Source organism: Microbacterium sp. X-17 (assembly GCF_039615055.1).
In genome coordinates this window covers 1,259,385-1,285,523 of the sequence record NZ_JBDHNI010000001.1, presented here as the reverse complement: position 1 = coordinate 1,285,523, position 26,139 = coordinate 1,259,385, and the positions used below count along the sequence as shown (strand labels likewise).

Below are 26,139 nucleotides of genomic sequence, written 5' to 3'. Positions count from 1 at the left end.
CAGCGAGAAGGGGATCGAGAGCGAATGGCGCGTGGCCACCTCCGGGTCATGCTCGGCGCGGCGCCCGGCGTCGGCAAGACGTACGCGATGCTCGAGGAGGGCAAGCGGCTGAAGGCGCTCGGCAAGGACGTCGTCGTCGCGGTCGTGGAGACCCACGGCCGCGCCGCCACCGCCGCGATGCTGGAGGGCCTGGAGGTCGTGCCGCGGCGCACGGTCGAGCACCGCGGGGTGGAGCTCACTGAGCTGGACCTGGACGCGGTGCTCGCCCGCGCGCCACAGCTCGCCCTCGTGGATGAGCTCGCCCACACCAACGCGCCCGGCTTGGAGAACGCGAAGCGCTGGGAGGACGTGGACGCGATGCTGGCCGCCGGCATCGACGTGATGTCGACGGTCAACATCCAGCACATCGAGTCCCTGAACGACGTGGTCGAGCAGATCACCGGCGTGCAGCAGCGCGAGACCATCCCGGACGCCGTGCTGCGCCGCGCCGACCAGATCGAGGTGGTCGACCTCGCCCCGCAGGCGCTGCGCGACCGGCTCGCGGAGGGCGTCGTGTACCCGGCGGCGCGGGTGGACGCCGCGCTCTCCAACTACTTCCGGCTCGGCAACCTGACCGCGCTGCGCGAGCTGGCGCTGCTCTGGCTGGCCGACGAGGTGGACAGCGCCCTCCAGCAGTACCGCGCGGAGCACGGCATCGCCGGCAAGTGGGAGGCCCGCGAGCGCGTCGTCGTCGCGCTCACCGGCGGGCCTGAGGGCGAGACGCTGCTGCGCCGAGGCGCCCGGATCGCCGCCCGCTCGGCCGGCGGCGAGCTGCTCGCGGTGCACGTCACCAGCCAGGACGGCCTCCGCGAGGCGACGCCCGGCGCGCTCGCGGCGCAGCGCGCGCTGGTGGAGCAGCTCGGCGGCAGCTACCACCAGGTGGTCGGCAGCGACATCCCGCAGGCGCTGGTCGAGTTCGCGCGCGGCGAGAACGCGACCCAGCTGGTCATCGGCGTCTCGCGGCGCAGCCGGCTCGCGGCGCTGCTGACCGGGCCGGGCATCGGCGCGACGGTGGTCAGGGAGTCCGGCGACATCGACGTGCACATCGTGACGCACTCCCGGGCGGGCGGCCGGTTCTCGCTGCCGCGACCGCGCGGCGGCCTCACGACCCGGCGGCAGGTCTACGGCTTCCTCCTCGCGCTGATCGGCGGCCCGCTGCTGACGCTGGTGCTGGTGAGCATGCGCTCGGGCGAGTCGATGACGGCCGACGTGCTCAGCTACCAGCTGCTGGTGGTGGTCGTGGCGCTGGTCGGCGGGATCTGGCCCGCGCTGTTCGCCGCGCTGCTGTCCGGGCTGACGCTCGACTACTTCTTCGTCGCCCCGCTCTACACGATCACCATCGCGGAGCCTCTGCACCTGCTGGCGCTGATCCTCTACATGGTCATCGCCGCGCTGGTCAGCCTGGTGGTGGACCAGGCGGCACGCCGCACGCGCGCCGCCCAGCGCGCCGCCGCGGAGGCCGAGCTGCTGGCCACGGTCGCCGGCGGCGTCATCCGCGGCGAGGACGCGCTCCAGGCGTTGGTGACCCGCACGCGCGAGGCGTTCGCACTCACCGGGGTGCGCCTCCTGGACGGCGACGAGGTCGTCTCCACCGACGGCGAGCCGGCGGACTCCGCGCACACGCAGCGCATCGCGGTGGGCGACCGCGGCACGCTGGAGCTGTCCGGCCGCGACCTGGAGGCCGCCGACCGCCGCCTGCTCGCGGCGATCGTCGCGCAGCTCGACGCGGCGCTGGAGCACCGCGAGCTCGCCGCGACCGCGAGCGAGCTCGGCCCGCTCGCCGAGGCCGACCGGGTGCGCAGCGCGCTGCTCGCGGCGGTCGGGCACGACCTGCGCCGACCGCTCGCCGCGGCGACGGCCGCCGTCACCACGCTGCGCCAGCGCGATCTGGCGCTCAGCGACGGAGACCGCGAGGCGCTGCTGGAGACCGCGGAGGACAGCCTCGACGGACTCGCCACGCTGGTCACCAACCTCCTCGACGTCAGCCGCGTGCAGGCGGGCGTGCTCGGCGTCTCGCTCGCGCCGACCGAGCTGGAGGACGTCATCCCGGCCGCGCTCGAAGAACTGGGGCTGGGACCGGCGAAGGTGGAGCTGGACCTGGCGGAGACCGTGCCTCCGGTGCTCGCCGACGGCGTGCTGCTGCAGCGCGTGCTCGTGAACCTGCTCGGCAACGCCCTGCGGTTCTCGCCGGACGGCCGGCCGCCCGTGATCGCGGCGAGCGAGTTCGGCGGGACGGTGCAGCTGCGGGTCGTCGACCACGGGCCCGGCATACCCGGCGAGCGCCGCGAGGCCGTCTTCCTGCCGTTCCAGCGGCTCGGCGACACGGACAACGACACCGGGATCGGGCTGGGTCTCGCGCTCTCGAAGGGATTCGCCGAGGGGATGGGCGGCACGCTGGAGGCCGAGGACACCCCGGGAGGCGGCCTCACGATGGTGGTGTCGCTGCCGGCCGCGACCACGCCCGCCGCCCCGACCCCTGCCACCCCGACCACGGAGGAGACGCCATGAGGATCCTGATCGCCGACGACGACCAGCAGATCCTGCGCGCCCTGCGCATCCTCCTCACCGCGCGCGGCTACGAGGTGCTCACCGCCCGCACCGGCGCGGAGGCCCTGACGCAGGCGGTGGAGCACCATCCCGACCTGGTCATGCTCGACCTCGGGATGCCCGAGCTGAACGGCATCGAGGTGATCGAGGGGCTGCGCGGCTGGTCGACCGTCCCGATCCTGGTCGTCTCCGGCCGCACCGGCTCCGCCGACAAGGTGGACGCGCTCGACGCGGGCGCCGACGACTACGTGACCAAGCCGTTCGCGGCCGACGAGCTGCTCGCGCGCATCCGGGCGCTGACGCGGCGCCAGTCCGGCCCGGCCGACGAGCCGGCGGTGCGGTTCGGGGACATCACCGTGGACCTCGCCGCCCACCAGGTGCTGAAGCGCACGGCCGACGGCGAGTCCCCGGTGCGGCTGACGCCGACCGAGTGGGCGATCCTGGAGGTGCTGGTGCGCAATCCGCGCCGGCTGGTCACGCGGCAGGCACTGCTCACGCAGGTCTGGGGTCCGCAGTACACGAACGACACCGGCTACCTGCGCCTGTACCTGGCTCAACTCCGCAAGAAGCTGGAGCCCGTCCCGTCCACCCCGCGCTACCTCCTCACCGAGGCCGGCATGGGCTACCGCTTCACCCCCGACCCCGACTGACCGCCGAGTACGCGATTAATCCATCGAAAAGCGCCGAGTACGCAGACAATTCGCGTGCTCGCGGGTTGGGCGGAACGGGTCGGCCGATACGCCGGGTTCTGTCGTGGACGGCCATCTCTCTCGGGACGACGTCGCCGCCGCCCTCTAGCGGTCTACCCGGGGACGAGACGAGCAGCCTCATGGTCCCCTGTCTGACCTTGCTCCGGGCGAGGTTTACCCAGCCGGCCGAGTCACCCCGGCCGCTGGTGGTCTCTTACACCACCGTTTCACCCTTACCGCGCACTCGCGTGCGAGGCGGTCTGCTTTCTGTTGCACTTTCTCGCGGGTTGCCCCGGGTGGGTGTTACCCACCACCCTGCTCTGCGGAGCCCGGACGTTCCTCGGCGGCCCGCTCGCGCGGACCGACGCGACCGTCTGGCCGACCCATTCCGCGCCCAACACTAGCGCAGCTAGAGCCCGGACTCCTCGTTGCGGATCAGGATCGCGCCGCTGTCCGGGCAGAGCACCACGTCGTCGGCCGCCGCCCGGCGGATCTCCGCGAGGTCGGACTCGGTGAGCTTCACGTTCGAGCCCATCGACACCCCGCGCAGCAGCAGCGCGGCGCCGACGCCGTACCGCGACCGCTGCCGCTCGTAGAGGGCGACCAGGTCGGCGGGGAGCGCCCCGGCGATCGTGGCGCGGTCGCGGGCGAGGGCGTCGCGCTGGGCGCCGACCGTGCCGGCCTCGCCGTCGCGGGAGGCCTCCAGCTCCTTCACTTTGCCCTCCAGCTCATCGCGCTCGGCGTCGATGCCGGACAGGCTCGCCTCCAGTCCCTCCAGGCGCTCCATGACCGTCAGCTCGATCTCCTCCAGGTCGCCCTGGCGCTTGGCGAGCGACGCGAGCTCGGCCTCCAGCGCCTGGACGTCCTTCACCGAGGACGTGTGCTGCAACCGGTCGCTGTCCCTGCGCTTGCGCGCCTCCACGACCTCCACGTCGGACTCGACCCGCTTCAGCTCGGCGCGGGCGTCCTCCACCTCGCCGGTCGCGGCGATCCACCGTGCGCGCAGGGCGTCGACCTCGGGCTGCAGCGCCGCGAGTTCCTTGGCCTGCGGGAGGTTGCGGACGGTGTGGTCGAGCTGGGCGAGCCGGGTGTCGGCGGCCTGCAGCCGGAGGAGCTCGTTCTGGTCGGAGGGGCTGGCTTTCATGCTCTGCTCTCTGCTGGTTCTGTCGTACGTGTCATTGCAGGATCGCGAAATCCCAGGGGTCGGTGCGCAGCTCGCTGACGACGACCTCCACGCCGGGCAGCGCGCGGCGGAGGCTCTCGGCGGCCGTGTCGAGCCACAGCCACTCGCTCGCCCAGTGCGAGACGTCGAGGAGGGCGGGACCGCCGCCGAGGACAGCCTGCTCGCGCGCCTCCGACGCCGGGTGGTGGCGGAGGTCGGCGGTGATATAGACGTCCGCGCCGCGCACGGCGTCGCTGGCCAGCAGCGAGTCGCCTGCGCCGCCGCACACCGCGACGCGCGAGACGGGCTGGTGGTAGTCGCCGGCCGCGCGGACTCCCCCGGCGGTCGGCGGCAGGAGGTCGGCGAGCGCGCGGGCGAGCGCGCCGAGCGTCGTCGGCTCGGCCAGCGTGCCGACCCGGCCGATGCCGGTGACGCCGTCGGGCGCGGGCGCGATCGGCGCTGTGTCGCGGAGGCCGAGGGCGGCGGCCAGGACGGCGCTCGTGCCGTCCGCCACCACGTCGGCGTTGGTGTGCGCCGCGATCAGCGCGCAGTCGTTGCGGATCAGGGTCGCCAGCAGCGAGCCCTTGTAGCGGTCCTCGGCGACGGAGGTCACTCCGCGCAGCAGCAGCGGGTGGTGGGCGATCAGGAGGTCGGCGTCCAGCCCGACGGCTTCGTCGACGGTCGCGGCCACGGCGTCCACCGTGAGGAGGATGCGCTCCACGCTCGCGGCCGGGTCGCCGGAGACGAGCCCCGGCGCGTCCCATCCCTCTGCGCCGGCGATCGGCCAGAGCGATTCGACGACCTCGCAGACGGAACGGAGAGAGTGCGGCACGGAGTAGAGCCTAGCCCTGTCGCCAGCGGAGGAGTTCCGGAGAGCCGCGCCCGCTGTCGGCAGCCAACGGAGGAGATGGGCCGGATTTGGACCCCGATCTCCTCCGTTGCCTGCTTTTGGGGGTGTGGGCGGCGGTGATGTCCTCCGTTGGCTACGGCATCACCACCGCTTCCTGCCGCCGCACCTCGCGGACGCCCGACACCATCGGCGTCACCAGCCCGATGCCGAGCGCGAGCAGCACGCCGACGTTGCTCGCGCCGATCCCGGCGTGCGGGTCGGCGCCGAGCAGCCGGACCAGGTAGCCCTCCCAGGCCAGCCACGGCAGCGGCGAGCTGACGAAGCCGAGCCCGATCGCGCTGGCGACCACGAGCATCGTGAGGTTGGCCCAGCGCCAGTCCGGGTAGACGCCGCCGCGGTTCAGCAGCGAGCCGTGGTGGAAGCGGCGGGTGCGCAGCATCATCTCGCCGGCGAACAGCCCGGCCCACGCGGCGACCGGCACGGACAGCGCGGTCGGGATGCCGCGGATGACCTCGTCCAGCTCGCTCACCGTGAGGGCGAGCACGACGCCCGCGACCGCGATCACGGCGCCGATGACCACCGTGCTCCAGCGCCGGCCGAGCCGCACGCCGAGCGCGTCGAGGGTGAAGCCGCCCGAGTAGATCGTGAGCACAAGCGCCGAGATCAGGCTGAGCCCCACCGCCAGCAGCAGCGGGACCGGGTACCAGGCCGGGAGGCCGAGCCGCACGAACCCTCCCACCGGGTCGCTGGCCAGCTCGGCGGCCAGGCGCGGGTCGGAGGCTGCGAGCAAGCCGCCGTAGGAGACGAGCACGAACGGCGGCACCCCGGCCCCGAACGTCGCCCACAGCATCCCCGCCGCGCCGGAGGACCGCCGGCGCTGGTACCGGGCGACCTCCGCGCTGCTCATCGCCCAGGCCAGCCCGACGTAGCTGAACACGAGCACCGCGCCGGTGACGACGTGCGTCCAGAGCGCGTCGGGGACGGCGAGCGCGCGCGACAGGTCGACGTGCCGCCAGGTCGCCGCGATCGTCACGGCGATCAGCACCGCCGAGGCGATCGTGAGCACGAGCTGCACCCGGGAGACGAGCCCGTAGCCGAAGAAGGCCACGACCCCGGCGGCGGCGATCGTCACGGCCAGCGCGATCGCGGTCGGGATGGCCGCGCTGTGCGCCCAGCCCTCGGAGACGGCCAGCGATCCCGCGGCCGACCCGGCCAGCCAGAGCAGCACGGAGCCCCAGAACAGCTTGGTGACCAGCGCCAGCGCGGTCGGGAGGGCGTTGCCGCGGAGGCCGAAGATGGCGCGCGACACGACCATCGTGGGCTGCCCGCTCCACTTGCCCGCGAGCGTCCCCAGCCCGAGCGGCAGGAACGACAGCGCGACCCCGAACAGCGTCGCGACCAGAAGCTGGCGGAGGCTCAGCCCGAGCAGGAACAGGGTCGCGCCCACGCCCACGCTGATCAGGGAGGAAGTGCCCGCGAACCAGAGCCAGAACAGCCGCGAAGCGTGCCCCGCCCGCCGGTCGAACGGCGTGGGCTCCAGGTCCACGGTCTCCGGCACGAATGCGGGAGGCGCGACAGGGGCGGTGTGCAGCGGGGCGGCGTCCTCGGGCGGGCGGGGCGACGCGACCGGGGTCGGCGTGCTGCGCACGTCGTCGGCGACGTCGTGCTCGGGGGTCGCGGCCGGGGCGACGTCATGGCTGGCCACCGGCGCGGGTTCGGCACCGGCCACCGGCGCGGTGAGCGCCACGGGGAGGGCGACGGGGAGCGGCTGCGAGTCGCGCGGAGCGTACTCCTCGGGCACGAGGCCGAGCGGCTCGACGCGCGGCGCGGGGGTCTCGGGAGCAGGAGGCTGCTGCTGCTCGGAGGTCGAGGTGTCGAGCGCGATCGTCGGGAATTTGGGCGGCGACACGTCCGGCTGCTGCTGGACAGGCTGCTGCGGGGCAGGCTGCTGCGGAGCGGGCTGCGCAGGCGCCGCCGGCTGCGGCACCGCCGCCCCCACCCACGCGCTGTACGTCGGCTGCGGCCCGTCGTCCCGCCGCCGCACCGGGAGGTCGTCGAAGCTGATCAACTGCGTCGGCGGCCCGACCCAGTCGTCCTCCTCGTCCTCGTCCTCCTCCTCGCCGTCGTGCGCCGGCTCCCCCACCAGCGGGATCGCCGCCGTCGCCCGCGCCTGCAGCACGTTCTGCAGATGCTGGATCGCCCCGAACGTGTCGTGGATGCGCAGGTCCGCGTCCACGATCGCCGTGACCTCCGCGTCGCTGAGTGCCGCCGCGTCGTCCGCGTCCGCGGCGGGAGGCGGCCCCGCGACGATGGGGATGGCCGCCGTCGCGCGGTCGACCTCGACCTGGAGCGCGTCGGCGAGCTCGTCGTCGCTGTGGCGTGCTCCGCCCGGCTCCGCGACGCCATTCCGCTTCACGCCATCGGCCCGCTCCATGCTCCGAGCCTACGACCGTAACGCTCAGCGGGTCAGGGGGCATCCTCGCCTCCGGAGAAGTACCATCGTCTCGATGAGCACGCCGATCCCGACTCCGTACGAAGACCTGCTGCGCGACGTCCTCGCGAACGGCAGCCACAAGTCCGACCGCACCGGCACGGGGACGCGCAGCGTGTTCGGCCGCCAGCTCCGGTTCGACCTCGCCGAGGGCTTCCCGCTGATCACCACCAAGCGGGTGCACTTCAAGTCGATCGCCTATGAGCTGCTATGGTTCCTCCGCGGCGAGAGCAACGTCGGCTGGCTGCGCGACAACGGCGTCACGATCTGGGACGAGTGGGCCGACGAGCGCGGCGAGCTCGGCCCGGTCTACGGGGTGCAGTGGAGGTCGTGGCCGGCGCCCGACGGAACCCACATCGACCAGATCCAGCAGGTGATCGACACCCTCCGCGACAACCCGGACTCCCGCCGGATCATCGTCTCCGCCTGGAACGTCGCCGACATCCCGGACATGGCGCTCGCACCGTGCCACGCGTTCTTCCAGTTCTACGTCGCCGACGGCCGGCTCTCCTGCCAGCTCTACCAGCGCAGCGCGGACATGTTCCTCGGCGTCCCCTTCAACATCGCCAGCTACGCGCTCCTCACGATGATGGTCGCCCAGCAGGTCGGCCTGGAGCCCGGCGACTTCATCTGGACCGGCGGCGACTGCCACATCTACGACAACCACGTCGAGCAGGTCACCGAGCAGCTGACCCGCGACCCGTATCCCGCGCCGACGCTGCGGTTCGCGCGGAAGCCGGAGAGCGTCTTCGACTACCGGTTCGAGGACTTCGTGGTGAAGGACTACCAGCACCACCCCGCGATCCGCGCGGCTGTCGCGGTATGAGCCTGGCCCTGATCTGGGCGCAGGCCCACGACCGCGTCATCGGCGCCGGCGGCGTCATGCCGTGGCACCTGCCCGAAGACCTCAAGCACTTCCGAGAGCTGACCGGCGGCGACCCGGTGGTCATGGGACGCCGCACCTGGGAGTCCCTGCCCGAGCGGTTCCGGCCCCTCCCCGGCCGGGCGAACATCGTCGTGACGCGCGACCCGGGCTACGCGGCGCCGGGCGCGACGGTCGTCCACTCGCTCGAAGGCGCACTGAGCGCCGCGGAGGCCGGCACGGTGTGGATCATGGGCGGCGCCCAGCTCTACACGCAGGCGCTGCCGCTCGCGGACCGCGTCGAGGTGACCGAGATCGACCTCGCCGTGGAGGGCGACACGGTCGCCCCCGCACTCGGCCCGGAGTGGCACGGCGACCCCGGCCCGTGGCTGGATGCCGCGAACGGGATGCGCTACCGCTTCGTCCGCTACGAGCGCTAGGCGGATACGAGCGCTAGGTCAGTCCCGCCACCAGGTTCACGGTCGCCGCGACGATGACGGTGCCGAACACGTACGACAGCAGCGTGTGGCGCAGGATGGCCCGCCGCAGGTACGGGCTGGAGATGTTCGTGTCCGACACCTGGAACGTCATCCCCAGTGTGAAGGCGAGGTAGGCGAAGTCGCTGTACTGCGGCGGCTCCTTCTGGTTGAAGTCGACGCCGCCGTCCCGGCGATAGTAGATCCGCGCGTAGCGCAGCGTGTAGAGGGTGTGGACGAGCACCCACGACAGCGCGATGCTCACGATCGCGAGCAGAGCGATGGCGAGCTGCGCGCCGCCCTTGAGGCTGCGCGCCTCCACCAGCACCCACACGACCGCGAAGACGCTGGCCAGCGCCGTGATGATGAGCACCAGGTCCACCGTCCGGCGCCCCGGGTCCTCCAGCCGCGCGTGGCTGCGCGTCTGCTCCGCGTCCATGCGCCAGACCGTCGTCCAGATCCACACGACGTACACGAGGCAGGCCGCCGCCCAGCCGGTGAGGATCGCGTGGTGCACCACCTCGAAGAAGGAGAGGACGACCGCCACCACGACGCCGACCGCCAGGGCGATGTACAGCTTCATCCGGGTGTGCCCGCGGCCGCGCTTCAATTCGTCCGTCACACAACGGATGTTCGCACGTCACGCCAGGGCGTCGACGCCAGCGCGCCGGTACGATCGGATTGTGACCACCGCTCCCGCACCTCTCGCCGACCTCGACACCGAAGCGCTCCGCGCCGCGCACGCCGACTTCGCGCGCGCCTACGACGAGCTGAAGGCCGCCGGCCTCGCCCTCGACATCACGCGCGGCAAGCCGTCCGCCGAGCAGCTCGACCTCTCGAACGACCTCCTGCACCTGCCCGACGGCGCCTACCGGGACGCCGCGGGGACGGACCTGCGCAACTACGGCGGTCCGAACGGCCTCCCCGAGCTGCGCGCGATCTTCGCCGACGCGCTGCGGGTGCCGGTCGGCCAGCTCCTCGCGCTCGGCAACTCCAGCCTCACGGTCATGCACGACACGGTCGCACAGGCGCTGCTGCACGGCGTCCCCGGCGGCGACCTGCCGTGGAGCCACCAGCCGATCAGCTTCCTCGCCCCGGTGCCCGGCTACGACCGGCACTTCACGATCTGCGAGCGCTTCGGCATCCGGATGATCGCCGTGCCGATGAACGACGACGGACCCGACATCGCCACGATCGAGACGCTGCTGGCGACGGACGACAGCATCAAGGGCATGTGGTGCGTGCCGGTGTACTCCAACCCGTCCGGCGCTGTCTACAGCGAGGAGGTCGCGCGCGCCCTGGTGTCGCTGCCCGCCGCCGCCGACTTCCGGCTGTTCTGGGACAACGCCTACGTCGTCCACCACCTGAGCGACGAGCGGCCGGAGCCGATCGACATCCTGGCGCTGGCCGCCGAGGCCGGCAACCCGGACCGCCCGCTGATCTTCGCCTCCACCTCCAAGGTCACGTACCCCGGAGCGGGCGTCGCGTTCATCGGCGGGTCGGAGGCGAACATCGCCTGGTACCAGCACAACTCGGCCGCGCAGAGCATCGGCCCGGACAAGATCAACCAGCTGCGCCACGTCCAGCTCCTGCGCGACGCCGAGGGCCTGGCGGCGCACATGGAGAAGCATCGCGCCATCCTGGAGCCCAAGTTCGCCGCGGTGGACGAGGCCTTCCGCGCGCGGCTGGAGCCGTGGGGCGCCGGCGCCTGGAACGCGCCGCACGGCGGCTACTTCGTCAGCCTGGACGTGCTCGACGGCTGCGCCAAGCGCGCCGTCCAGCTCGCGAAGGAGGCCGGCATCGCGGTGACGCCCGCCGGGGCGACGTTCCCGTACGGCGAGGACCCGCGCGACGCGAACATCCGCATCGCGCCGACCTTCCCTCCGCTGGCGGAGCTGCGCGCGGCCCTCGACGGGCTCTGCACGGCCATCCTGCTCGCCGAGACCGAGGCGCTGCTCGCCGAGCGGAACTGACGTGACGTCCTGGGTCGTCCGCCCCAGCGTGGAGGCCGACTGGACCGCGTACCGCGCGATCCGGCTGGAGATGCTGGAGGACACGCCCATCGCGTTCCTGGAGACGCTGGCCGCGGCCCGGATGCACCCCGACGAGCACTGGCGCAGGCGCGCGGCGAACACGTCGCCGAGCAGCCGGCTGTTCGCCGCGGTCGCGCCGGACGGCCGCTGGCTGGGGACGATGGGCGGCTTCCACGCGTCCGGCTCCCCCGACCCGCACCTGGTCGGCGTCTACGTGACGCCCGCCGCGCGCGGCCGGGAGCAGGGCGTCACCGACGCCCTCCTGGACGCGGTCGTCGACTGGGCGCGCCAGCGCTCCGGCCGCCTGCTGCTGGAGGTCCACGAGCACAACGCGGCCGCGATCCACTACTACGAGCGCCGCGGCTTCGCCTTCACCGGCCGCACGCAGCCGTACCCGCTCGACCGCACCGCCCTCGAACTCGAAATGGCCGCCGACCTCTGACGTCGCGAACGGAGGGCATCCGGCTCCCGCAGCGGCGTGTCGGCAGCCAACGGAGGACTTCGGGGCTCGGTCGGCCGGGATCTCCTCCGTTAGCGACGGGGGCGGAGGCGCCGGGGCGTCGGTAACGGAGGAGATTGGGGGTGGGGAGGGGCGGATGTCCTCCGTTGGCCGACTTTGGGAGGGGCGGCGGGGTGGATGTCCTCCGTTAGCGGCGGAAGCGGAGGGCGAGCTCAGCGAGCAGCCGCGCGCCGTAGCCGGTCGCGCCCTTCGACCGCCACGCGTCGTCGGAGTCGGCGTTCATCGTGCCCGCGATGTCGAGGTGCGCCCATGGGGTCTCGCCGACGAACTCCCGAAGGAACAGCGCGGCCGTCGTCGCGCCCGCGTAGGGACCGCCGACGTTGGCGAGGTCGGCGATGTCGGAGTCCAGCAGCTTGCGGTAGGCGGTCTCCAGCGGGAGCTGCCAGACCTTCTCGTCCGTGCTGCGGGAGGCCGCCACGATCGCGTCGGCCAGCCCCTGGTCGGACGCGAACAGCGCCGCCCTGGCCGGCCCCAGCGCCAGCAGCGCCCCGCCGGTGAGGGTCGCGATGTCCACGACCGCGTCGGGCTCCTCCTCGGTGGCGAGCACGAGGCCGTCCATCAGCACCAGGCGGCCCTCCGCGTCGGTGTTCTTGACCTCCACCGTCGTGCCGCCGCGTGCGATGAGCACGTCGCCCAGCTTGTACGCGGAGCCGGACGGCATGTTGTCCGTGCACATCAGGAACGCCGTGACCATCGTCGTGCAGCCCAGGTCCTGGAGGCTGGTCAGCGCGCCGAAGATCGCGGCGGCGCCGCCCATGTCCATCTTCATCAGCAGGTGCATCGGGTCCGACGGCTTGAGGCTGATGCCGCCGGAGTCGTACATGATGCCCTTGCCGACGAGCGCCAGGTGCCCGGTCGGCTCGCCCTCCGGGAGGTAGCGGAGCCGGATCATCCGTGGCTCCTCCGCACTCCCGGCGTTGACGCCGAGCAGTCCGCCGCAGCCGAGGTCCACGAGCTGCTGCCGGTCGAAGACCTCCACCTCCAGGCCGAAGTCGCCTGCCAGTTCCAGGGCGAGCTCGCCGAAGTCGGTGGCGGTCAGATGGCCGGGCGGGGTGTTGGCGAGGTCGCGGGCGATCGCGGCGCCGCGCGCGGCGAGCCCACCGGCGGGGAGCCCGTCGGCCACGGCCGAGGACGGCGCCTCGTCCACGAGCAGTTCGAGCCGGGTGAGCTCGGTGACCGTCGGCGCCGACTTCAGCTCGGAGTACCGGTAGCGGCCGAGCAGCGCACCCTCCGCCACGACCTGGCCGACGCGCTCGGGAGGGACCGCGCCGGTCGCGGGCAGGCGCAGGCCGAGCGCAGCCGACGACGACGCCGCGCGGGCGAAGGCGGCGGCGAGGTCGCGGATAGTGTCTGCGGTGAGGTCCTCCGGAACGCCGGAGCCGACCGCGTAGAGCAGCGGCGCGGCCTCGGTCGGGATCAGAAGGGTCTGGCCGGGCTTGCCCTCGAACCCGGCGCGCGTGAGCGCGTCCCGGTCGAGGCCGAGGTCGGCGTCGACCGGACCGTCCGTGCCCACCGCGATCCCGATCGCGTCCAGTCCCGGAGCGAAGGAGGTCACGGCCTCGAAGCCGACGACGTGCTCCGGCCGGTATGACGGTACGGGGGTGAACGACGCCGGGATGAGGCTGCGCACCGCCGAAGTCATCTCAGACCTCCCCGAATCCGCTCTCGACCAGGTCGACCAGGGCGTCCACCGCGGCCTCCCCCTCGCTGTCCGGCGACGCGATGGAGGCCGTCGCCCCCGCGGTGAGCCCGAGCGACATCACACCGAGCAGGCTCTTCGCGTCCTTGCCGTTCACGGTCACCTTCACCGGGAAGGTGTTGGCGAGCTTGACGAACTCGGCGGCGGGCCGGGCGTGGAGGCCCTGCGGGTTGCGCACGAGCACCTCGCGCGTGTAGCCGTCGGCGCCCCGAACAGCGGCGGGCGCGTCGGCAGGCGCGGCCGGAGCGGCGGCCGGCGCCGACTCCGCGTCGGCCCACGCCGAGCGCGCGCCCTCCACCGCGGCAGCGACCCCCGCGAGGTCGGCTCCGGTCTCCGCGGCGACGGCCGCGGCGACGCCGCCCTCCACGAAGGGTCCGTCGACGACGCGCACGCGGGCGCGCTCGTCCTCCGGCAGCAGGTCGAGCACGGTCTCCGCGGTCAGCAGCGCCGAGCCCAGGTCGCTGACGACCACGACGCCGGAGCCCTGGTCGGCCTCCCCCACCGCGGTCATCACCTTGCCGAAGCTGGTGCCGATCCCGTCGTCGTCCGTGCCGCCCGCCGCCAGCAGCGTCACCGACGGCGCCATCTGCCCCGCGAGGGCGACCGCGCCGGCGGCGAGCTGCGAGCTGTGCGACACGAAGACGAGCCCGACCTTCCCGGTCATCCCGCCGCCTCTGCGGCCGCCCGCAGGATCAGCGCGGTCGACTGCGCTCCGGGGTCGCGGTGGCCGGCCGAGCGCTCGCCCAGGTAGCTGGCGCGGCCCTTGCGGGCGACCAGCGGAATCGTGGCGTCCGAACCCTGCTCGGCCGCCGCGGCCGCCGCGTCGAGGATCGCCGCCGGGTCGGACCCCGCGGCGAGCGCGGCCGAGGCCGCCTCCACCGCGGGCGTCCAGGCGTCGATCATCGTCTTGTCGCCGGACTCCGCCTTGCCGCGGGACACGATGCCGTCGCGCGCCGCCGTGAGCAGCGCGACGAGGGTCTCCCCGTCGACCGCCGCCGCGTCGCCGACCGGCTCGGCCGCCTTGAGGAAGGCCGTGCCGTACAGCGGGCCGGACGCGCCGCCGACCGTGGAGATCAGGGTCATCGCCACCGAGCGCAGCGCCGCGGACGGCGTCGCGTCGGCGGGCAGCTTACCCAGCGCGTCCACGGACGCGCGCAGCCCGCGGTCCATGTTCTCGCCGTGATCGCCGTCGCCGATCTCCCGGTCGAGCGTGTTCAGCTCACCCTTGTGCTCGCCCACGGTCGTCGCCGCGGCCGAGACCCAGGAGGTGACCCAGTTCGTGTCCAGCGCCATCAGCGCATCCTTCCCTTGTGTCGTATCCGGTCTGTGGAGCGTACGCCGCTCAGACGCCCCAGCGGAGTGCGGCGGTGTGCACCGGCGCGTCCCACAGGGCGGTCAGCTCGTCGTCCAGCTTCAGCACCGAGATCGAGGCGCCCTGCATCTCCAGCGAGGTGACGTAGTTCCCGACCAGCGACCGGCCGAGGACGATCCCCCTCTCGTCAAGGATCTCCGCCGCGCGCCGGAACAGGATGTAGAGCTCCGAGAGCGGCGTGCCGCCCATGCCGTTGACGAACAGCAGCACGGTGTCGCCGGAGGAGAACGGCAGGTCGGTGAGGATGGCGTCCATCATCCGGTCCACCAGCCGGTCGGCCGGCTCCAGCTTGATCCGCTCGCGGCCCGGCTCGCCGTGGATGCCGACGCCGAACTCGATCTCGTCCTCCGGGAGCACGAAGCCGGGCTCGCCCGCGTGCGGGACGGTGCCGTCGGTGAGCGCGAGGCCGATCGAGCGCACGTTGGCGTTGACCTTCTCGGCGACCGCGGTGACGGCGTCGAGGTCGTCGCCCCGGTCGGCCGCCGCTCCGGCGATCTTCTCCACCAGCACGGTGCCCGCGACGCCACGACGGCCCGCGGTGTAGAGGGAGTCCTGGACCGCGACGTCGTCGTTGGTCACGACGGCGCGCACCGTGATGCCCTCCGCGCCCACCAGGTCGGCCGCCGTCTCGAAGTTCAGCACGTCGCCGGTGTAGTTCTTGACGATGTGGAGGACTCCGGCGCCGCCGTCCGCGGCCTTGGTGGCCTCGACGATCGGCATCGGCGTGGGCGAGGTGAAGACCTCACCGGGAACGGCCGCGTCCAGCATGCCCTTCCCCACGAATCCGGCGTGCAGCGGCTCGTGGCCGCTGCCTCCTCCGCTGACCAGGCCGACCTTGCCGCGCACCGGGCCGTCGGCCCGGGAGACGAAGCGGGGGTCCTGCGACACCGTGACGATGTCCGCGTGAGCCCGTCCGAACCCCGCGAGGGACTCGGTCACGACGTCGGGTACGTCGTTGATGAGCTTCTTCATCGAAAACCCTTCCTTCCACTTGCTGTCAGTGCGTCGCCTCGACCCATTCCTCGAGCTTCGCGGCCGCAGCCCCGGAGTCGATCGCCTGGGCGGCGACCGCCATGTGCGAACGGAACCGATCCAGGATGGACACCTGGACCCTCGACGGGTCGGACGCGAGCTCGTAGGACACGAGCCCGGCCGCCGCGTTGAGCAGGACGATGTCGCGCACGGGGCCCTCCTGGCCCGCGAGCACGGCACGCACGACAGCCGCGTTGTACGCGGCGTCCTTCCCGAGCAGGTCCTCGATCCTGGCGCGCGGGATGCCCAGATCGCGCGGGTCGATGTCGTGCTCGGTGACGAGGCCCCTGGAGACCTCCCAGACGTGGCTGTGACCGGTGGTCGACAGCTCGTCGAGGCCGTCGTCGCCGCGGAAGACCAGCGCGGTCGCGCCGCGGGTCTGGAACACGCCGACGATCAGCGGGATGCGGTCGAGCGTCGCGACGCCCACCGCGGACGCCTCGGGACGCGCCGGGTTGCACAGCGGACCGAGGAAGTTGAAAACGGTCGGAACGCCGAGCTGCGACCGCACGGGGCCCGCATTGGCGAAGCCCGGGTGGAAGGCGCTGGCGAACGCGAAGGTGATCCCGGTGCTCCTCAGCACCTCGGCCACCCGCTCCGGCGGCAGTGTCAGGTCGATGCCGAGCGCGGCCAGCACGTCCGACGATCCGGACGACGAGCTGGCGGCCCGGTTGCCGTGCTTGATGACGGGCACCCCGGCGGCCGCGGCGACGATGGAGGCCGTGGTCGAGACGTTCACCGTGCCGAACCGGTCGCCTCCGGTCCCGACGATGTCGAGCGCCATCGGGTCGACGTCGAGCGGGACCGCGTGGTCGAGGATGGCGTCGCGGAAGCCCACGATCTCGTCCACGGTCTCGCCCTTGGCACGCAGCGCGATGAGGAAAGCGGCGAGCTGGGCCTCCGTGGCCTCGCCCGACATGACCTGGTCCATCGCCCACGCCGCGTCCGCCACACTCAGGTCCTCACGGGCCAGAAGGGAGGTGAGCACGGACGACCAGGACTGCTTTTCCGTCATACAGCGATCCTATGGGGAGGCGACACGCCACGGGGAGCCGCCCGTTTGTACCAGGTATCCAGCGGTCCTTTCCCGAATCGAGGCATATTCGTGCCTTTCAGGTGAGAAAACCACGGCTTCTTTTCAGCCATAATGGGATTTGTGACGAGCACCTCCATTTCCCCTGCAACGAGTGCGCCGGCGATCAACCGGCCCAATGTCGTGGCCGTCGGCACGATCGTCTGGCTCGGCTCCGAGGTGATGTTCTTCGCGGGTCTGTTCGCGATCTACTTCACGCTCAAGTCGACGTCGCCCGATCTGTGGGCCGCCGAGACGGCGCACCTCAACGTCCCGTACGCGCTCACGAACACGATCATCCTCGTGCTGAGCTCGGTGACCTGCCAGATGGGCGTGTTCGCCGCCGAGCGGCTCCAGCCGCGGCGCGCGGGCGGGGTGCTGCAGTTCTGGAAGTGGGGCATGGTCGAGTGGTTCGCCCTCTCCTACATCATGGGCGCCATCTTCGTCTCCGGTCAGGTGCTCGAGTACGCCACGCTCGTCTCCGAGGGCATCTCGCTCGACGCCAACGCCTACGGCTCCGCCTTCTATCTGACGACCGGCTTCCACGCCCTCCACGTCACCGGCGGCCTCATCGCCTTCCTCCTCGTCATCGGCCGCGCCTTCGCGGTCAAGACCTTCGGCCACAAAGAGGCCACGAGCGCCATCGTCGTGTCGTACTACTGGCACTTCGTCGACGTCGTGTGGATCGGACTGTTCGCGGTCATCTACATCATCCGATAGATCAACAGGAGCTGACCTCACCTCATGCGTCCCCGCGTCCCCGGCACCCAGAAGTCCCGCGCAGCAGCGCCATCGCGTAACGCGAAGGCCGCGCGCAAGACCGGTCGCCGCCACCCGCTCGCCACCGTCGCCCTGCTCGCCATCGGCCTCGGCCTGACCGGCGGAGCCTACGCCGCGTTCACCACGACCACGGCCTCCGCCGACACCCCGCAGGTCCAGACGGCCTCCAAGTCGTCGGTCTCGCAGGGCGAGAAGCTCTTCCAGGCCAACTGCGCCACCTGCCACGGCATGGACGCCCAGGGCACGGTCAACGCGCCGTCCCTCATCGGCGTCGGCGCCGCCGCGGTCGACTTCCAGGTCGGCACCGGCCGCATGCCCATGCAGATGCAGGGCCCGCAGGCCCAGGAGAAGCCGGTCCAGTTCTCGAACGAAGAGGTCGCGGCCCTGGCCGACTACGTCGCCTCCCTCGCTCCCGGGCCGTCGATCCCCGAGCAGAAGTACCTCGACGGCAAGGGCGACGCCGCCAACGGCGCCCAGCTCTTCCGGATCAACTGCGCGATGTGCCACAACGTCGCCGGCGCCGGTGGAGCCCTCACCGAGGGCAAGTACGCCCCGCCGCTCACCGGTGTGAGCGCCAAGCACATCTACGAGGCCATGGTCACCGGCCCGCAGAACATGCCGGTCTTCAACGACCTGAACATCTCGCCCCAGGGCAAGGCCGACATCATCACGTACCTCAAGTACATCCAGAACAACCCGTCCCCGGGCGGCATCGAGCTCGGCTCGCTCGGCCCGGTGGCCGAGGGACTCTTCCTCTGGATCTTCGGTCTGGGCGCCATCGTGGCGCTGACCGTGTGGATCACGGCGAAGTCCAACTGACCGTCCTGTCGTACTTGTAGAAGCACAGCGTAAGAAGGAGAACAATGGCACAGGACGAGATCGGCGGTCACGAGCTGACGCCCAGTTCGTCGGCCGTCGACGTGCACCGTACCGGCGACCCCGGAACGGCGGTCGTCATCCGCGATGCCGTGGAGAACCCCGGGTTCCCGCCGCATCGGCAGCGGGTGACCGACCTCGACCCCACGAAGGAGCGGCGCGCCGAGCGCACCGTCTACACGCTGTTCTACCTGTCGATCGCGGGCTCCGTCTGGGCGGTCGCCGCCTACATGGCGTTCCCGATCAACGCGAGCGACCCGGGTTCGGTCCGCCTGAACAACCTGTTCATCGGTATCGGCATCACGCTGGCCCTCCTCGCGATCGGCATCGGCGCGGTGCACTGGGGCAAGGCCCTCATGCACGAGAAGGAGGGCGTCGACCTCCGTCACCCCGTGCGCGGCTCCGAGCAGACCACCGAGCGCGCAGCGGAGATCTTCCGCCAGGCCGACGAGGAGTCCGGCTTCAACCGCCGCGTGCTGATCCGCAACAGCCTCATCGGCGCGCTGATCGCCTTCCCGCTCCCCGGCATCATCCTGTTCCGCGGCCTGGCGCCGCAGGGCGTGGACCCGGCGGAGCTGCTGTCGCAGACCATGTGGGCCAAGGGCATCCGCCTCACGCGCGACCCGTCCGGCACGCCGATCAAGGCGTCGGACGTCACGCTCGGCAGCGCCTTCCACGTCATCCCCGAGGGCCTCAACGACGCCCCCGACATGCTGGAGCAGAAGGCCAAGGCGGCCGTCCTGCTCATGCGCCTCAAGCCCGAGGACCTGCACGTGTCCAAGGGCCGCGAGAACTGGAACTACGACGGCATCGTCGCCTACTCCAAGATCTGCACGCACGTCGGGTGCCCTGTGGCGCTCTACGAGCAGCAGACCCACCACCTGCTGTGCCCGTGCCACCAGTCGCAGTTCGACATCACGCACGAGGCGCAGGTCATCTTCGGACCGGCGAAGCGGCCACTGCCGCAGCTGCCGATCACCGTTGACGCCGACGGTTACCTGGTCGCCCGCAGCGACTTCCACGAGCCCGTCGGCCCGAGTTTCTGGGAGCGTCATTGAGCACCTCGACCGCCGCGGCCCCCGCGGCACCCACCACGGCCAAGAGCGGCGGCTTCACCGCTGCCGCCGCCAACTACATCGAGGACCGCACCAGCATCTCGGGCGCGGTCAAGGAGTTCGGGCGCAAGATCTTCCCCGACCACTGGTCCTTCCTGCTCGGTGAGGTCGCCCTCTACAGCTTCATCGTCATCCTGCTGACCGGGACGTTCCTGACGTTCTTCTTCCAGGCGTCGATGGCGGAGGTCGTCTACAACGGCTCCTACGTCCCGCTCAAGGGCATCCACATGTCCGCGGCGATGGAGTCCACCCTCAACATCTCGTTCGAGGTGCGCGGCGGCCTGCTCGTGCGTCAGATCCACCACTGGGCGGCGCTGCTGTTCGTGGCCGCGATCGGCCTGCACATGCTCCGCATCTTCTTCACCGGAGCGTTCCGCAAGCCGCGCGAGCTGAACTGGGTGATCGGCTTCACGCTGTTCATCCTGGCGATGGCCGAGGGCTTCACCGGGTACTCGCTCCCGGACGACCTGCTCTCGGGCAACGGCCTCCGGATCATCGACGGCCTGGTCAAGGGCCTCCCCGTCGTCGGCACCTGGATCTCGTTCCTGCTCTTCGGCGGCGAGTTCCCCGGCACCGCGATCGTCGGACGCCTCTACACACTGCACATCCTGCTGCTGCCCGCGCTGGTCGTCGCGTTCATCGCGCTGCACCTCGTTTTCGTGGTCGTCCACAAGCACACGCAGTACGCCGCTCCCGGCCGCACCCAGGGCAACGTCGTCGGCTACCCGGTCCTGCCGGTGTACGCGGCGAAGGCCGGCGGTTTCTTCTTCATCGTGTTCGGTGTCGTCGCGGCCATGGCGTCGTTCTTCACCATCAACCCGATCTGGAACTACGGCCCGTACGACCCCTCCCCCGTGTCCGCCGGCACCCAGCCGGACTGGTACATCGGCTTCGCGGACGGCGCGCTGCGTCTCGTCCCGCCGGGCTGGGAGTTCGTCTGGCTGAACCGCACTTGGTCGTTCAACATCATCGTCCCGGTCGCCATCCTCGGTCTCTTCATCGTGACCGTGATGATCTACCCCTTCATCGAGGCGTGGGTCACCGGCGACAAGCGCGAGCACCACATCCTGGACCGTCCGCGCAACGCGGCCACCCGCACGGCCATCGGCGCCGCCGGCGTGACCTTCTACGCGGTGTTCTGGGCTGCGGCCTCGTCGGACATCATCGCGACGCACTTCAAGCTCACGATGGAGGGCGTCATCCACACCCTCCAGGCCCTCCTCTTCGTCGGCCCGGTCGTGGCGTACTTCCTCACCAAGCGCATCTGCATCGCGCTGGCGAAGAAGGACCGCTCGATCGCCCTGCACGGCTACGAGACCGGCCGCATCGTGAAGCTCCCCGGCGGCGAGTTCATCGAGGTGCACGAGCAGCTCAGCGACTACGAGCGCTGGCGCCTGATCAGCTACGAGGCGTACGAGCCGCTGATGATCCGCCCGAACAAGCGCGGCAAGATCACGGCGGGCACGCGCATGCGCGCCAGCCTCTCCCGCTGGTTCTTCGAGGACCGCCTGGTCCCGCCGACCCGCGCGGAGCTCGAGTCGGGCCACGGCCACCACTGATCGGTCATGAGGGCGCCGGTGCAGAGACTGCACCGGCGCTTTCGTGTATCCGCCGTCCCCCGCTTTCGACCGTTCTGGAGGCCGCCGTGTCCGACCTGACCCGCCTGGCGTCCTGGCTGCGCTGCCCCGTCTGCGGACAGGACCTGGAGCCTGTCGACCGCCTCACGCTGGGCTGCGCCGCCGGACACCGTCACGACGTCAACAAGCGCGGCTACGTCTCCCTCCTCGGCGGCGGAAGCAAGTTCGTCGGCGACACGGCCGAGATGCTGGACGCGCGCGACACGGTGCTGGAGGGCGGGGCGTACGAGCCGATCGCGTCAGCCGTGGGCGCCGCCGTCGCACCGCCGGAGCGCGTCCTGGACGCGGGCGCCGGCACGGGCTATTACCTGCGCGCGGTACTCGCCGGCTCCCCCGGCGCCGTCGGCCTCGCGATGGACCTCTCCCCCGCGGCCGTCGCCCGCGCCGTGCGCTCGTCGCCCGACGTCGACGGCCTGGTGGCGGACACCTGGCGGCCTCTCCCCGTCCGTTCGGACAGCGTGGACGCGGTGCTGGACGTCTTCGCGCCCCGCAACCTCCCCGAGTTCCACCGCGTCCTCCGGCCGGGCGGGACGCTCGCCGTCGTCGTGCCCCGCGCCGACCACCTCGCGTCGCTGCGAGCGGAGGGCACCATGCTCGACATCCCCTCCGACAAGGCGGAGGACGTCATCGTGGCCGCAGAGCCGCTGTACGCCCCACTGACACGCGAACACGTGTCCTACGAGCTAGCCCTCGACGACGCGCTCCGGGCCGCCCTGGCCGCCATGGGCCCGTCCGCTCGCCACGCCGCCGCGACTCCCGCCGCGACCGACGCGACCACCGTCTCCGTCGACGTCCTCACCTTCACCCCCCGCTGACCCGCGCCACCCGCCCCCGCGGCGTCGCCTGCCGCCCCGCCACCCGCGTCCCCGACGCGTCGCCGCCGCCGCCGCCGCGCAGTCGACAGGGGTCGCAACGCGCCGCCACGCAGGTCGCGAAGCGGCGTGTTGCGACCCCTGAACAAACGATCTGGCAGGACATGCCGCCCACGCGCCGCCCAGGCGGCGTGTTCTGTCAGGTAGATCGCTGCGGGATGTCGGCTGCCTCTCGAACGCGGGGACGCAACACGCCGCCGAGCCGGTCGCGAAGCGGCGTGTTGCGACCCCTGAACAAACGGTCTGACAGGACATGCCGCCTGACGCGCCGCCCAGGCGGCGTGTTCTGTCAGGTGGATCGCGGCGGGACGCCGAAGCGGCGGAGAATGCGCCGCCTCGGGGGACGACGAAGGCCGCCTCCCGGGGGAGACGGCCTTCGTGATGTGCGTGCGGCTCAGCGGGCGAAGTAGCCGCGGTAGTACTCGTAGACCCAGCCGACGATGCAGACGATGCTGAAGGCCACGCCGATGAAGCAGATCCAGAAGCCGACCGCGAGGCCCAGCATGACCAGAGCGGCGCCCATTGCGAGGGCCACCGGCCACCAGCTCCACGGGGAGAAGTGGCCGAGCTCGGGGTCGCCGTCGTCGATGTTCGCGTCGAGGCGGTCCTCCGGCAGCTCACCGCCCTGGGCGGAGTGCGAGCGGCCCACGTAGAACGCGATGAAGGCGGCCAGGATGGCGCTCAGCGTCAGCGCGACGGTGCCGACCCACTCGACCTTCATGTGCATCGGGTCGAGGAGGCTCCACAGCGTGTAGACGATCGCCGAGAGGATGAAGAAGACCGACAGGATCCAGAAGAGGATGGCATTGGCTCTCATGGGTTACTTCACCTTGTTGTTCGAGAGGTCGAGCACGGGGGCGTCCGGGGCGTCCTTGCCGCCGCCGACACCGATCGGGATTCCGGCCTCGGGGTGGTTGAGGTCGAACGCCGGCGACTCGGAGCGGATGCGCGGGATGGACGTGAAGTTGTGGCGCGGCGGCGGGCAGGAGGTCGCCCACTCGAGCGAGCGGCCGTAGCCCCACGGGTCGTTGACCGTGACGCGCGGCGCGTTGCGCGCCGTCAGGTAGACGTTCACGAAGAACGGGATCATCGAGATCGCGAGGATGCCGGCGCCGATCGACGAGACCTGGTTCATCCAGGTGAAGCCGTCCGACGGCAGGTAGGTCGCGTACCGGCGGGGCATGCCCACGACGCCCAGCCAGTGCTGGATGAGGAACGTCGTGTGGAAGCCGATGAACAGCAGCCAGAAGTGCCACTTGCCGAGACGGTCGTTGAGCATCTTGCCCGTCCACTTCGGCCACCAGAAGTAGAAGCCGGCGAACATGGCGAACACGACCGTGCCGAACACGACGTAGTGGAAGTGCGCCACCACGAAGTAGGTGTCGGACACGTGGAAGTCGAGCGGCGGCGACGCGAGGATGACGCCGGTGAGGCCGCCGAAGGTGAAGGTGATCAGGAAGCCGATCGACCACAGCATCGGCGACTCGAACGTCAGCGAGCCGCGCCACATCGTGCCGACCCAGTTGAAGATCTTCACGCCGGTCGGGACCGCGATGAGCATCGTCATCAGCGAGAACCAGGGCAGCAGCACCGAGCCGGTCACGTACATGTGGTGCGCCCACACGGTGACGGACAGCGCCGCGATCGAGATCGTCGCGTAGATGAGTGTCTTGTACCCGAAGATCGGCTTGCGGCTGAACACCGGGAAGATCTCGGACACGATGCCGAAGAACGGCAGCGCGATGATGTACACCTCGGGATGGCCGAAGAACCAGAACAGGTGCTGCCAGAGCAGTGCCCCGCCGTTCGCGGCGTCGTAGATGTGGGCGTCGAACACGCGGTCGGCCGCGAGGGCGAACAGCGCGGCGGCGAGCACCGGGAAGGCCATGAGCACGAGGATCGACGTCACCAGGGTGTTCCAGGTGAAGATCGGCATGCGGAACATGGTCATACCGGGGGCGCGCATCGTGATGATGGTCGTGATGAAGTTCACGGCGCCGAGGATGGTGCCGAAGCCGGAGAGGCCGAGTCCGAGGACCCAGAGGTTGCCGCCGATCCCCGGTGAGAACGTCGTACTCGACAACGGCGCGTAGGCGAACCAGCCGAAGGAGGCCGCACCCTGCGGGGTGAGGAAGCCGGCGACCGCGATCAGCGAGCCGAACGAGTAGAACCAGTACGCCAGCGCGTTCAGACGCGGGAACGCCACGTCGGGGGCGCCGATCTGCAGCGGCATGAGCACGTTGGCGAAGCCGGCGAACAGCGGCGTCGCGAACATCAGCAGCATGATCGTGCCGTGCATCGTGAAGAGCTGGTTGTACTGCTCCTTGGTCTGCACCACCGCGAGACCCGGCTCGAAGAGCTGGGCGCGGATGATGAGGGCCATCACACCGCCGATGAGGAAGTAGATGAACGACGAGATCAGGTACATGTACCCGATCGTCTTGTGGTCCGTCGACGTGATGTAGTTCACGAGGATGTTGCCCTTGCGCTCAACGCCGTTGGCGGTGAGGAGGGTGGGCTTCGGAGCGGGCGCGGTGGTCGCTCCGGGCGCCGGTGCTGTCGTCGTCATGCGTCTGTCCTACTCGTTGCCGGAATCACTCGTTGCCCGTGGGGGCGCCCGTGCCGGGCAGGTTGTTGTTGCGGTCGTACTGGGACCCGAGCTGGCCCGTGAAGCCCTTGTCGCGGAGCGACTGGATGTGGGCGTCGTACTCGCTCTGCGACACGATCTTCACGTTGAAGAGCATCGCCGAGTGGTACTCGCCGCACAGCTCCGCGCACTTGCCGACGAAGGTGCCGGTGCGACCCGTGGTCGAGAAGTACATGTAGTTGGTCTTGCCCGGGATGACGTCCTTCTTGTAGAGGAAGGCCGGAACCCAGAAGGAGTGGATCACGTCGCGCGAGTCGAGCTGGATCGTGATCTTCTTGTTCTCGGGGAGGTAGAGCGTGGGGATCTGGCTCTCCTGCACCGAGCCGGGCGTCGCGTTCGTGTCGCTCGGCTGCGCCTGGATCCCCGGGTCGTACACGTTGTCGGTGACGTAGTTGAAGTCCCACGCCCACTGCTTGGCGTAGACCTGGATCTTGAGGTCGGGGTGCGCGTAGGGCTGCTCGATGGCGTTCTGGTCACGCGCCGTGAAGGCGAAGAAGCCGAGGACCAGGATGAGCGGCACGATCGTGTAGAAGATCTCGATCGGCATGTTGTAGCGGAGCTGGACCGGCAGCCCGGTCTGTCCCTTGCGGCGGCGGTACACGACGACCGCCCAGAGGATGAGACCCCAGACGATGATGCCGACGATGAGCAGAACGATCCAGCTGGTCACCCAGAGGCCGCTGATGCGGTCGGTGTGGTTGGTGACGGGCTGCTGGCCCTCGACGAAGCCCGGCAGGAATCCGTGGAGCTGGGCCTGCGTGCAGCCCGCGAGGACGATGGCAAGTGTCGCTGCGATCGGGATTGCAACCCATCGGAAACGGCGATTGTGACGCACCGGTGACCTTTCGAGAGACTCGGGGACAGTTCACATGCAACTGTATGTGGCGTTCTCTACCCTACTCCGCCGGACACTCGGTTTCGAACACAAAGGGCCGCCCACACGGGGCGGCCCAGAGCTGTTTTCTGTGTTATAGAACGCTCAGTGGAACGAGTCTCCACACGCGCAGGAGCCCGTCGCGTTCGGGTTGTCGATCGTGAAGCCCTGCTTCTGGATGGTGTCCTCGAAGTCGATGGTGGCGCCGTCCAGGTAGGGCACGCTCATCTTGTCGACGATGACCTCCACGCCGTCGAAGTCGACGGTCGCGTCGCCGTCGAGCATGCGCTCGTCGAAGTAGAGCTGGTAGATCAGGCCCGAGCAGCCGCCGGGCTGGACGGCGACGCGCAGACGCAGGTCGTCGCGGCCCTCCTGCTCGAGCAGGCTCCTGACCTTGCCCGCCGCGTTGTCGGTCAGGCCGACGCCGTGGGCCTTGGTCGCGGTCAGCGTTGTGTCGGTCATTGGACTCCTCACACGTGTTTCAGGATTCGATT

Annotated in this window: 24 protein-coding genes and 1 other RNA gene; 11 read left to right on the top strand and 14 right to left on the bottom strand. The window is 70.9% G+C overall.

Annotation, left to right across the window (positions count from 1 at the left end):
* Positions 1-24 precede the first annotated feature (24 nt).
* Positions 25-2,547, top strand: coding sequence for a DUF4118 domain-containing protein (locus ABCS02_RS06295; protein WP_345834736.1), 2,523 nt, complete (start codon positions 25-27; stop codon positions 2,545-2,547).
* Entirely contained in the window at positions 2,544-3,236 is a 693-nt protein-coding gene (locus tag ABCS02_RS06290; RefSeq protein WP_345834735.1) for a response regulator, read from the top strand. The genes ABCS02_RS06295 and ABCS02_RS06290 overlap by 4 nt, the downstream gene beginning before the upstream one ends.
* Positions 3,237-3,307: 71 nt before the next feature.
* Here ABCS02_RS06290 and rnpB read toward each other — a convergent pair.
* The 4 genes from rnpB to ABCS02_RS06270 all read right to left on the bottom strand — a co-directional run bounded on the left by rnpB (position 3,308) and on the right by ABCS02_RS06270 (position 7,721).
* An RNA gene (gene rnpB / locus ABCS02_RS06285) (RNase P RNA component class A) lies at positions 3,308-3,661 on the bottom strand.
* A 23-nt stretch (positions 3,662-3,684) separates the two neighbouring features.
* Positions 3,685-4,419: a DUF2730 family protein gene (locus tag ABCS02_RS06280; RefSeq protein WP_345834734.1), complete on the bottom strand. Its 735-nt coding sequence runs from the start codon at positions 4,417-4,419 to the stop codon at positions 3,685-3,687.
* A gap of 31 nt (positions 4,420-4,450) precedes the next feature.
* Positions 4,451-5,269, bottom strand: a complete 819-nt coding sequence (locus ABCS02_RS06275; RefSeq protein ID WP_345834733.1) for a Nif3-like dinuclear metal center hexameric protein — start codon at positions 5,267-5,269, stop codon at positions 4,451-4,453.
* Between the two features lie 151 nt (positions 5,270-5,420).
* Positions 5,421-7,721: a cytosine permease gene (locus ABCS02_RS06270; RefSeq protein ID WP_345834732.1), complete on the bottom strand. Its 2,301-nt coding sequence runs from the start codon at positions 7,719-7,721 to the stop codon at positions 5,421-5,423.
* Between the two features lie 73 nt (positions 7,722-7,794).
* On the opposite strand from ABCS02_RS06270, the gene ABCS02_RS06265 reads away from it, so the two are divergent.
* Positions 7,795-8,604 carry a thymidylate synthase gene (locus ABCS02_RS06265; RefSeq protein ID WP_345834731.1) on the top strand — a complete coding sequence of 270 codons (810 nt, stop codon included), beginning with the start codon at positions 7,795-7,797 and terminating at the stop codon, positions 8,602-8,604.
* Positions 8,601-9,080 carry a dihydrofolate reductase gene (locus ABCS02_RS06260; protein ID WP_345834730.1) on the top strand — a complete coding sequence of 160 codons (480 nt, stop codon included), beginning with the start codon at positions 8,601-8,603 and terminating at the stop codon, positions 9,078-9,080. The genes ABCS02_RS06265 and ABCS02_RS06260 overlap by 4 nt, the downstream gene beginning before the upstream one ends.
* 13 nt (positions 9,081-9,093) lie before the next feature.
* On the opposite strand, the gene ABCS02_RS06255 is transcribed toward ABCS02_RS06260, so the two are convergent.
* The gene (locus ABCS02_RS06255) at positions 9,094-9,738 is read right to left on the bottom strand and encodes a DUF1345 domain-containing protein (RefSeq protein WP_345834729.1); all 645 of its coding nucleotides are present in this window, start codon (positions 9,736-9,738) and stop codon (positions 9,094-9,096) included.
* A 61-nt stretch (positions 9,739-9,799) separates the two neighbouring features.
* Between ABCS02_RS06255 and ABCS02_RS06250 the strand changes: the two genes are divergently transcribed.
* Positions 9,800-11,089, top strand: a complete 1,290-nt coding sequence (locus tag ABCS02_RS06250; RefSeq protein WP_345834728.1) for an aminotransferase class I/II-fold pyridoxal phosphate-dependent enzyme — start codon at positions 9,800-9,802, stop codon at positions 11,087-11,089.
* 1 nt (position 11,090) lies between these two features.
* Positions 11,091-11,591 carry a GNAT family N-acetyltransferase gene (locus ABCS02_RS06245; protein WP_345834727.1) on the top strand — a complete coding sequence of 167 codons (501 nt, stop codon included), beginning with the start codon at positions 11,091-11,093 and terminating at the stop codon, positions 11,589-11,591.
* A 205-nt stretch (positions 11,592-11,796) separates the two neighbouring features.
* Here the strand turns inward: ABCS02_RS06245 and ABCS02_RS06240 are convergent, their stop codons facing one another.
* Genes ABCS02_RS06240 through trpD form a run of 5 tightly spaced genes read right to left on the bottom strand, consistent with a single transcriptional unit; the run spans position 11,797 to position 16,787 of the window.
* A complete protein-coding gene (locus ABCS02_RS06240; protein WP_345834726.1) occupies positions 11,797-13,311 on the bottom strand; it encodes a leucyl aminopeptidase in 1,515 nt (504 codons plus the stop codon).
* Position 13,312: 1 nt separating this feature from the next.
* The gene (gene dhaM, locus ABCS02_RS06235; protein ID WP_345834725.1) at positions 13,313-14,032 is read right to left on the bottom strand and encodes a dihydroxyacetone kinase phosphoryl donor subunit DhaM; all 720 of its coding nucleotides are present in this window, start codon (positions 14,030-14,032) and stop codon (positions 13,313-13,315) included.
* On the bottom strand, positions 14,029-14,661 hold the full coding sequence (dhaL, locus tag ABCS02_RS06230) for a dihydroxyacetone kinase subunit DhaL (RefSeq protein ID WP_345834724.1): 633 nt from the start codon (positions 14,659-14,661) through the stop codon (positions 14,029-14,031). Before dhaL ends, dhaM begins: the two co-directional genes overlap by 4 nt.
* 49 nt (positions 14,662-14,710) lie before the next feature.
* Positions 14,711-15,712, bottom strand: coding sequence for a dihydroxyacetone kinase subunit DhaK (gene dhaK, locus ABCS02_RS06225; RefSeq protein ID WP_345834723.1), 1,002 nt, complete (start codon positions 15,710-15,712; stop codon positions 14,711-14,713).
* Positions 15,713-15,737: 25 nt separating this feature from the next.
* Positions 15,738-16,787, bottom strand: a complete 1,050-nt coding sequence (gene trpD / locus ABCS02_RS06220; protein ID WP_345834722.1) for an anthranilate phosphoribosyltransferase — start codon at positions 16,785-16,787, stop codon at positions 15,738-15,740.
* A gap of 132 nt (positions 16,788-16,919) precedes the next feature.
* Between trpD and ABCS02_RS06215 the strand changes: the two genes are divergently transcribed.
* The 5 genes from ABCS02_RS06215 (at position 16,920) to ABCS02_RS06195 (ending at position 22,067) form a co-directional block, all read left to right on the top strand.
* The gene (locus ABCS02_RS06215; protein ID WP_345834721.1) at positions 16,920-17,564 is read left to right on the top strand and encodes a heme-copper oxidase subunit III; all 645 of its coding nucleotides are present in this window, start codon (positions 16,920-16,922) and stop codon (positions 17,562-17,564) included.
* A 24-nt stretch (positions 17,565-17,588) separates the two neighbouring features.
* Entirely contained in the window at positions 17,589-18,443 is an 855-nt protein-coding gene (locus ABCS02_RS06210; protein ID WP_345834720.1) for a c-type cytochrome, read from the top strand.
* Positions 18,444-18,487: 44 nt separating this feature from the next.
* Positions 18,488-19,558: a Rieske 2Fe-2S domain-containing protein gene (locus tag ABCS02_RS06205; protein WP_345834719.1), complete on the top strand. Its 1,071-nt coding sequence runs from the start codon at positions 18,488-18,490 to the stop codon at positions 19,556-19,558.
* A complete protein-coding gene (locus tag ABCS02_RS06200) occupies positions 19,555-21,174 on the top strand; it encodes a ubiquinol-cytochrome c reductase cytochrome b subunit (protein WP_345834718.1) in 1,620 nt (539 codons plus the stop codon). The genes ABCS02_RS06205 and ABCS02_RS06200 overlap by 4 nt, the downstream gene beginning before the upstream one ends.
* A gap of 86 nt (positions 21,175-21,260) precedes the next feature.
* The gene (locus ABCS02_RS06195) at positions 21,261-22,067 is read left to right on the top strand and encodes a methyltransferase domain-containing protein (protein ID WP_345834717.1); all 807 of its coding nucleotides are present in this window, start codon (positions 21,261-21,263) and stop codon (positions 22,065-22,067) included.
* Positions 22,068-22,518: 451 nt separating this feature from the next.
* Here the strand turns inward: ABCS02_RS06195 and ABCS02_RS06190 are convergent, their stop codons facing one another.
* The 4 genes from ABCS02_RS06190 to erpA all read right to left on the bottom strand — a co-directional run bounded on the left by ABCS02_RS06190 (position 22,519) and on the right by erpA (position 26,107).
* On the bottom strand, positions 22,519-22,941 hold the full coding sequence (locus ABCS02_RS06190; protein ID WP_345834716.1) for a cytochrome c oxidase subunit 4: 423 nt from the start codon (positions 22,939-22,941) through the stop codon (positions 22,519-22,521).
* 3 nt (positions 22,942-22,944) lie between these two features.
* Entirely contained in the window at positions 22,945-24,693 is a 1,749-nt protein-coding gene (gene ctaD / locus ABCS02_RS06185) for a cytochrome c oxidase subunit I (RefSeq protein WP_345834714.1), read from the bottom strand.
* A 25-nt stretch (positions 24,694-24,718) separates the two neighbouring features.
* Positions 24,719-25,606, bottom strand: a complete 888-nt coding sequence (coxB, locus tag ABCS02_RS06180) for a cytochrome c oxidase subunit II (protein WP_345834713.1) — start codon at positions 25,604-25,606, stop codon at positions 24,719-24,721.
* Between the two features lie 144 nt (positions 25,607-25,750).
* Positions 25,751-26,107, bottom strand: coding sequence for an iron-sulfur cluster insertion protein ErpA (erpA, locus tag ABCS02_RS06175; RefSeq protein ID WP_345834712.1), 357 nt, complete (start codon positions 26,105-26,107; stop codon positions 25,751-25,753).
* Positions 26,108-26,139: the final 32 nt, after the last annotated feature.

Excerpts from the sequence above, each read along its gene's own strand:
- ctaD (WP_345834714.1), bottom strand. The coding sequence starts at position 24,693 with ATGACGACGACAGCACCGGCGCCCGGAGCGACCACCGCGCCCGCTCCG.
- ABCS02_RS06210 (WP_345834720.1), top strand. The coding sequence starts at position 17,589 with ATGCGTCCCCGCGTCCCCGGCACCCAGAAGTCCCGCGCAGCAGCGCCA.
- ABCS02_RS06260 (WP_345834730.1), top strand. The coding sequence starts at position 8,601 with ATGAGCCTGGCCCTGATCTGGGCGCAGGCCCACGACCGCGTCATCGGC.
- trpD (WP_345834722.1), bottom strand. The coding sequence starts at position 16,787 with ATGACGGAAAAGCAGTCCTGGTCGTCCGTGCTCACCTCCCTTCTGGCC.
- dhaM (WP_345834725.1), bottom strand. The coding sequence starts at position 14,032 with ATGACCGGGAAGGTCGGGCTCGTCTTCGTGTCGCACAGCTCGCAGCTC.
- ABCS02_RS06215 (WP_345834721.1), top strand. The coding sequence starts at position 16,920 with ATGGGATTTGTGACGAGCACCTCCATTTCCCCTGCAACGAGTGCGCCG.
- ABCS02_RS06290 (WP_345834735.1), top strand. The coding sequence starts at position 2,544 with ATGAGGATCCTGATCGCCGACGACGACCAGCAGATCCTGCGCGCCCTG.
- erpA (WP_345834712.1), bottom strand. The coding sequence starts at position 26,107 with ATGACCGACACAACGCTGACCGCGACCAAGGCCCACGGCGTCGGCCTG.
- ABCS02_RS06240 (WP_345834726.1), bottom strand. The coding sequence starts at position 13,311 with ATGACTTCGGCGGTGCGCAGCCTCATCCCGGCGTCGTTCACCCCCGTA.
- ABCS02_RS06190 (WP_345834716.1), bottom strand. The coding sequence starts at position 22,941 with ATGAGAGCCAATGCCATCCTCTTCTGGATCCTGTCGGTCTTCTTCATC.
- ABCS02_RS06205 (WP_345834719.1), top strand. The coding sequence starts at position 18,488 with ATGGCACAGGACGAGATCGGCGGTCACGAGCTGACGCCCAGTTCGTCG.
- ABCS02_RS06265 (WP_345834731.1), top strand. The coding sequence starts at position 7,795 with ATGAGCACGCCGATCCCGACTCCGTACGAAGACCTGCTGCGCGACGTC.
- dhaL (WP_345834724.1), bottom strand. The coding sequence starts at position 14,661 with ATGGCGCTGGACACGAACTGGGTCACCTCCTGGGTCTCGGCCGCGGCG.
- ABCS02_RS06270 (WP_345834732.1), bottom strand. The coding sequence starts at position 7,721 with ATGGAGCGGGCCGATGGCGTGAAGCGGAATGGCGTCGCGGAGCCGGGC.
- ABCS02_RS06280 (WP_345834734.1), bottom strand. The coding sequence starts at position 4,419 with ATGAAAGCCAGCCCCTCCGACCAGAACGAGCTCCTCCGGCTGCAGGCC.
- ABCS02_RS06295 (WP_345834736.1), top strand. The coding sequence starts at position 25 with ATGGCGCGTGGCCACCTCCGGGTCATGCTCGGCGCGGCGCCCGGCGTC.
- dhaK (WP_345834723.1), bottom strand. The coding sequence starts at position 15,712 with ATGAAGAAGCTCATCAACGACGTACCCGACGTCGTGACCGAGTCCCTC.